The organism is Streptomyces niveus (assembly GCF_001723055.1).
Classification (GTDB): domain Bacteria; phylum Actinomycetota; class Actinomycetes; order Streptomycetales; family Streptomycetaceae; genus Streptomyces; species Streptomyces niveus.
Window position 1 is genome coordinate 1 of record NZ_MDCR01000494.1, and the last position, 6,427, is coordinate 6,427.

The following is a 6,427-nucleotide window of genomic DNA, read 5'->3' on the forward strand; positions in this document are numbered from 1 at the left end:
GCCCCGCAGGGACGCCCTCCTCACCGCCCGCTTCGGCGCGGGACCGGGCGCCCTGGTCCTGGTCGCCGTGGCCACCGGCGCCCGCGCCACCGAGGGCGCGCACCTGTCCGCCGCCGACGCCTGCCGGTGGATCGGCGGCGCCGTCGGCCGCAGCCACAGCAGGCTCGCCGAGGACATAAGAGCCGGCCGCCGGGGCGACCTGAAGTCCGGTCTGCACCGGCTCACCGACCGTACGTACGGCAAACTGCGCGCCCGCGCGGCCGAGTTGGGCCGCGATCCCGAGGAGTACACGGCGAGCCTGCGCTGTCTCCTGCTCTCCGCCGACCCCGACTGCCGCACCCGGGTCTTCTTCGGCGTCGGCGGTGGCGGGCTGTTCCGGCTCAGGGACGGCGCCTGGCAGGATCTGGAGCCGCTGGTCCCCGAGCCCTCCGCGATCAGGGGCGCACCGGTCGTCGGCTACGGCTCCGTCCCCACCGGAGCAGGCGCCGCCACCGAACAGACGCCGGACGGCGACCGCCTCACGATGGACCTGGAGATCACCAAGGCGCCGGGGCCGCTCGTCGAGGAGCCCGTACCGCCACCGCCCGAGCCGTTCCGCTTCCGCGCCTCGGTGGCCCGTCCGGGCGACACGCTCCTGCTGACCAGCGTCGGGCTCGCCGAGCCGCTGCGCGGCGTCCCGGCCCTGGGCGACGAACTCGCCGCACGCTGGGCCGACGGCGAGCCGCCGGGCCTCGCCACGTATCTCGCGGACGTCGCGCTGCGGGCGAAGGGGTACGCCGACGACCGTACGGCCGTGGGGGTCTGGGAGGCGTAACGGCGCGGGGCATGGGTTGATGGACAGCGGGTGCCGGACGGGACCCCGGTCCGGGTCCGGTCGGCCCGTATCGCCGCGGAAGCAGAAGGGCGCGCCCCCATGGCCAGGCAGAACGTGGCGGAGCAGTTCGTCGACATCCTTGCCCGCGCGGGCGTCCAGCGGCTGTACGGAGTGGTCGGCGACAGCCTCAACCCCGTCGTGGACGCCATCCGGCGCAACGCGGCCATCGACTGGGTCCAGGTCAGACACGAGGAGGCGGCGGCCTTCGCGGCGGGCGCCGAGGCCCAGATCACCGGCAAGCTCGCCGCCTGCGCCGGCTCCTGCGGCCCCGGCAATCTGCATCTGATCAACGGCCTGTACGACGCGCACCGCTCCATGGCCCCGGTCCTCGCGCTCGCCTCGCACATCCCCACCGGCGAGATCGGACTCGGCTACTTCCAGGAGACGCACCCGGAGCGGCTGTTCGACGAGTGCAGCCACTACAACGAGATGATCACCAACCCGCAGCAGATGCCCCGGCTCGTCCAGACGGCCATCCAGCACGCGGTAGGCCGGGGTGGTGTCAGCGTCGTGACCCTGCCCGGCGACATCGCCTCCCTGCCGGCCCCGACGAAGGCGGTCGAGCACGCCCTGCTGACCTCCCGGCCGACGGTCCGGCCCGGTGACCTGGAGATCGACAAGCTGGTCTCCATGATCGACGACGCGGACCGGGTCACGCTGTTCTGCGGCAGCGGCACGGCAGGGGCGCACGCCGAGGTCATGGAGTTCGCCGAGCGGATCAAGTCGCCGATCGGGCACGCCCTGCGCGGCAAGGAGTGGATCCAGTACGACAACAAGTTCGACGTCGGCATGAGCGGACTGCTCGGCTACGGCGCCGCCTACGAGGCCACCCACGAGTGCGATCTGCTCATCCTGCTCGGCACCGACTTCCCGTACAACGCGTTCCTGCCCGACGGTACGGACGTCAAGATCGTCCAGGTCGACGTCCGGCCCGAACGCCTCGGCCGCCGCTCGCAGTTGGACCTCGCCGTATGGGGCGACGTACGCGAGACGCTGCGCTGTCTCAACTCCCGCGTACGGATCAAGAACGACCGCCGCTTCCTGGACAAGATGCTCAGGAAGCACGCCGACGCGCTCGAAGGCGTCGTCAAGGCCTACACCCGCAAGGTCGACAAGCACATCCCGATCCACCCCGAGTACGTGGCGTCGGTACTGGACGAGGTCGCCGACGACGACGCGGTCTTCACCGTCGACACCGGTATGTGCAACGTGTGGGCCGCCCGCTATCTCTCACCCAACGGCCGCCGCCGCGTGATCGGTTCGTTCAGCCACGGCTCGATGGCCAACGCCATGGTGCAGGCCGTCGGGGCGCAGTTCGTGGACCGGGAGCGGCAGGTCGTGTCGATGTCCGGCGACGGCGGCTTCACCATGCTGATGGGCGACTTCCTCACCCTCGTGCAGTACCAACTCCCGGTGAAGATCGTCCTGTTCAACAACTCCTCCCTCGGCATGGTCGAGCTGGAGATGCTGGTGGCCGGCCTGCCGTCGTACGGCACCACCAACCACAACCCGGACTTCGCCGCCGTCGCCCGCGCCGCCGGGGCGTTCGGCGTACGGGTGGAGAAGCCCAAGCAGCTCGCGGGCGCGCTCAAGGACGCCTTCAAGCACAAAGGCCCCGCCCTGGTGGACGTGGTCACCGACCCGAACGCCCTGTCCATCCCGCCGAAGATCAGCGCCGACATGGTGCAGGGCTTCGCGCTCTCCGCCGGGAAGATCGTGCTGGACGGAGGGGTGGGCCGCATGGTCCAGATGGCGCGCTCCAACCTGCGCAATCTGCCCCGGCCCTGACCCCTCCTACGCCCCTTACGCGGGGGTGAACCGCAGCGTCAGGATCTGGAACGGCCGCAGCGCGACCCGCAGACCGGCCGCCCCCGTACCCGCCTCGTGCAGCGGGCGCTCCAGCAGGTCCGTGACGTGCGCCTGTACGACGGGGAAGCCCGTCCGCAGCATCGCCGACGCCCGGTTGCCGGCCGACTCGTAGAGCCGTACGACCACATCACCGCTGCGGTCCTCGGCGAGCTTCACCGACTCCACCGTGATCGCCGGGTGGTCGATCGACACCAGCGGCGCCGTCGGGGGCGCGACCGCGACCCGCAACGGCAGGTTGAGCGCCAGGCCCTCCCGTACCGCGTCCGTCACCCCGGCGCCCGGCACCAGGGCGTAGCGGAACGTGTGCGTGCCCAGGTCCGTCTCCGGGTCGGGGCTGTGCGGGGCCCGCAGCAGCGTCAGCCGTACGGTCGTACCCAGCCCGTCCTCGTGCGCGGTGCGCGTCACGTCGTGGCCGTACGTCGAGTCGTTGACCACCGCCACGCCGTAACCGGGCTCGGCGACCCGCAGCCAGCGGTGCGCGCAGATCTCGAACCGGGCCGCGTCCCAACTGGTGTTGGCGTGCGTCGCGCGGTGCACATGCCCGAACTGGATTTCGGCCGTGGACCGTTCGGCGTGCACGTCCAGCGGGAACGCGGCCTTGAGGACCTTCTCCGACTCCTGCCAGTCGACCTCGGTGACGACGTCCACCCGCTTGCTCCCGGCCGCGAGCCGGATCTCCTGCACGATCCACGACGAGCCGAACGTACGCACCACCCGCACCGTCGCCCGCAGCGGACCCTGCTCGACCAACTGCACCGACTCCGCCTTCGTAAGGTCGGTGTGCCGGTTGCGGTAGTGCCGGTCGATGTCCCAGGCGTCCCACTGGTTGGGGTGGTCCGGGTGCAGCTGGAGCAGATTGCCGCGGCTGCCCGGCGCCAGGACCTCGCGGTCCGCCGCCAGATCCGTCACGGAGCTGAGCAGACCGTCACGGTCGACGACGACCCGCAGCAGCCCGTTGTCGAGGGTGATGTCCGATCCGGCGGCGCGGGTCGTGACGTCCGTGGTCCCGCCCGCGGGCTCGGCGGCGGCCAGCCCCGTCGCGCCCAGCGCGGGCACTCGCACCAGGGCCGCCGACCGCCCGTGGCTGTTCAGCGCCTGTGTCGCGCTGCCCTCGCTGATGTCCGCCGTGTCGGCCTCGACGATCTCGGTCCGCTCGTACGGCGAGGAGTTGAGCACCGCAGTGGCGCCGCCGCCGAGCGCCGCGACCGCCGCCGACGTGATCTCCGTCAGCTCCTCCCGCACCGCCGCGTAGGTGTCCCGCGCCTCGCGGTGCACCCACGCGATGGACGAGCCCGGCAGGATGTCGTGGAACTGGTGCAGCAGTACCGTCTTCCACAGGCGGTCCAGTTCCTCGTACGGATACGCGTACGACGGCGTGCGCAGCGCGGCGGCCGTCGCCCACAACTCGGCCTCCCGCAACAGGTGTTCACTGCGTCGGTTGCCCTGCTTCGTCTTCGCCTGCGTGGTGTACGTCGCCCGGTGCAGCTCCAGATACAGCTCGCCCGACCAGACCGGTGCCTTCGCGCCGTACTCCTCCTCGGCGGCGGCGAAGAACGCGGACGGCTTCTCGATCTCCACGCGCGGCGAGCCCTCCAGGGACTTCAGCCGGCGCGCCTTCTCCAGCATCTCGCGGGTGGGTCCGCCGCCGCCGTCACCCCAGCCGAACGGGACCAGCGAGCGCGACGCCCGCCCCTTGTCGGCGAAGTTCCGCTCCGCGTGAGCCAGTTCGGAGGCGTGGAACTGCGCGTTGTACGTGTCGACGGGCGGGAAGTGCGTGAAGACGCGGGTGCCGTCGATGCCCTCCCACCAGAAGGTGTGGTGCGGCATCTTGTTGGACTGGTTCCACGACAGCTTCTGGGTGAGGAACCACTTCACCCCCGCCAGCTTGGCCAGTTGGGGGAAAGCGGCCGTGTAGCCGAAGGAGTCCGGCAGCCAGATCTCCTCCGTCTCGACCCCCAGCTCCTCCCTGAAGAAGCGCGTACCGTGCACGAGTTGGCGGGCCAGCGCCTCGCCGCCCGGCATGTTGGCGTCCGACTCCACCCACATCGAGCCCACCGGCGACCAGGTGCCGTCCGCCACGGCCTTCTTGATCCGCTCCCAGATGTGCGGCTGGTGCTCCTTCACCCACGCGTACTGCTGCGCCTGCGAACAGGCGAACACCAGCTCCGGGTACTCCTCGGCGAGCGCGGTGACGTTGGCGAACGTCCGCGACGCCTTGCGCACCGTCTCGCGCAGCGGCCACAGCCACGCCGAGTCGATGTGCGCGTGCCCGGCCGCCGAGACACGGTGGGCGCTGGGCGCGGCCGGACTCGCCAGGACGCCCGCCAGCTCGGCGCGGGCCGCCACCACCGTACCGGCCACGTCGTGCAGGTCGAGCGCGTCCAGCATGGACTCCAGGGCCCGCAGGATCTCGTGCCGCCGCGACCGGTCGACGGGCAGCTCCGCCATCAGCTCGGACAGCACCTCGATGTCGAGCACCAGATGCCACACGTTCTCGTCCAGCACGGCGATGTCGGCGGCGGCGAACGTGTACAACGGGCTGTCACCGGCCGTCGTCACATCCCCGAGGGCCGACGGCATGAAGTCGCCGGGCATCGACGGGTTCGCCGCCGCCTCCAGCAGCAGACGGACCTCCTCGCCGCCCGTCGCGGGGGAGGCGACCGGGATGTGCCGGTTACGCGGGTGGACTCCCTTGATGGGCACGCCCGCCGCGTCGTACACCATCCCCTCGGCCTGGAAGCCGGGCCCCTCGCCGGTGAAACCCGGGTCGACGACGACCTCCACACGCCGCCCCGCGTACTCCTCGGGAACGATCCCCTCCAGCCGGAACCAGCTGGTGGACCAGGGCGGACCCCACGGCGTGCCCGTCTCGAACGGCGCGTACGTCCCCCGAAGAGCCTGCCCCACGGGCACCGGCTCGCCCGGCACCTTCCAGACCGACAGCGTGAGCGGTGTCCTGGCCGCGTACTGCGCGGGACGGATGAACTGGCGCAGGGCGCGCTCCAGACGGCCCTCCACCAAGCTGCGGTCGTCGTGCATCAAGGCTCCTCAGATCTACGGCGGTTGTACGGCTCAGCCTTCCGGAACGGCACACTCCAGGTGTCCCGCCGATCTCGCAACCCCTCACTTCCCACGAGGAGCGCCGGGCACTCGCTGTCACAGCATCCCGGTCGCGATGCGTGGCCGGTGACGAGTGGGGAATGCATCTCGGGGAGAGCGTTCACGAGAGGGAATTCGTTCAGGCAGAGCGGCATGGGGGGACAGGAGACATGAGAGGCACGGGGGAGCAGGCGAGACTGCTGAGCAAGCAGTTGCTCCGAAGAGTGGAGAGCGCCGATCTCACGGCGGTGTCGGAGGTGAGGCACGCGCTGCGGGAGTTGCTGAGCCACTGGCGCGCACGCGAGTCGGCGGAGGTGGCGGAGCTGCTCACGAGCGAGCTGGTGACCAACGCGCTGGTGCACACCGAGCACGGAGCCGTGGTCAAGGCCACCGTCGCCGACTCCCAACTACGCGTCGAGGTACGGGACTTCGTCGACGCCCCGCCGACGCCGAACCGGCCGACCGAGGACGACGGGACGCACGGGCGGGGGCTGGTGCTGGTCGAGGGGCTGGCCGACGCCTGGGGCGTACGGTCGCAGGGGCTCGGCAAGATGGTCTGGTTCGAGCTGAACGCCGGGACGGCCG

The 6,427-nt window shown here is 71.2% G+C and carries 4 protein-coding genes; 3 read left to right on the plus strand and 1 reads right to left on the minus strand.

Features of this window, described 5'->3' with window-relative positions:
* Both BHU15_RS36720 and BHU15_RS36725 read left to right on the plus strand, forming a co-directional pair.
* Window positions 1-814, plus strand: an 814-nt coding sequence (locus BHU15_RS36720) for a protein phosphatase 2C domain-containing protein (RefSeq protein ID WP_141726979.1), incomplete at its 5' end; no start/stop codon positions are given.
* 99 nt (window positions 815-913) lie between these two features.
* Window positions 914-2,662: a pyruvate dehydrogenase gene (locus tag BHU15_RS36725; protein WP_069631039.1), complete on the plus strand. Its 1,749-nt coding sequence runs from the start codon at window positions 914-916 to the stop codon at window positions 2,660-2,662.
* A 15-nt stretch (window positions 2,663-2,677) separates the two neighbouring features.
* On the opposite strand, the gene BHU15_RS36730 is transcribed toward BHU15_RS36725, so the two are convergent.
* On the minus strand, window positions 2,678-5,782 hold the full coding sequence (locus BHU15_RS36730) for an alpha-mannosidase (RefSeq protein WP_069631040.1): 3,105 nt from the start codon (window positions 5,780-5,782) through the stop codon (window positions 2,678-2,680).
* 230 nt (window positions 5,783-6,012) lie between these two features.
* Here BHU15_RS36730 and BHU15_RS36735 point away from each other — a divergent pair.
* A partial coding sequence (locus BHU15_RS36735; RefSeq protein WP_069631041.1) for an ATP-binding protein occupies window positions 6,013-6,427 on the plus strand: 415 nt, incomplete at its 3' end.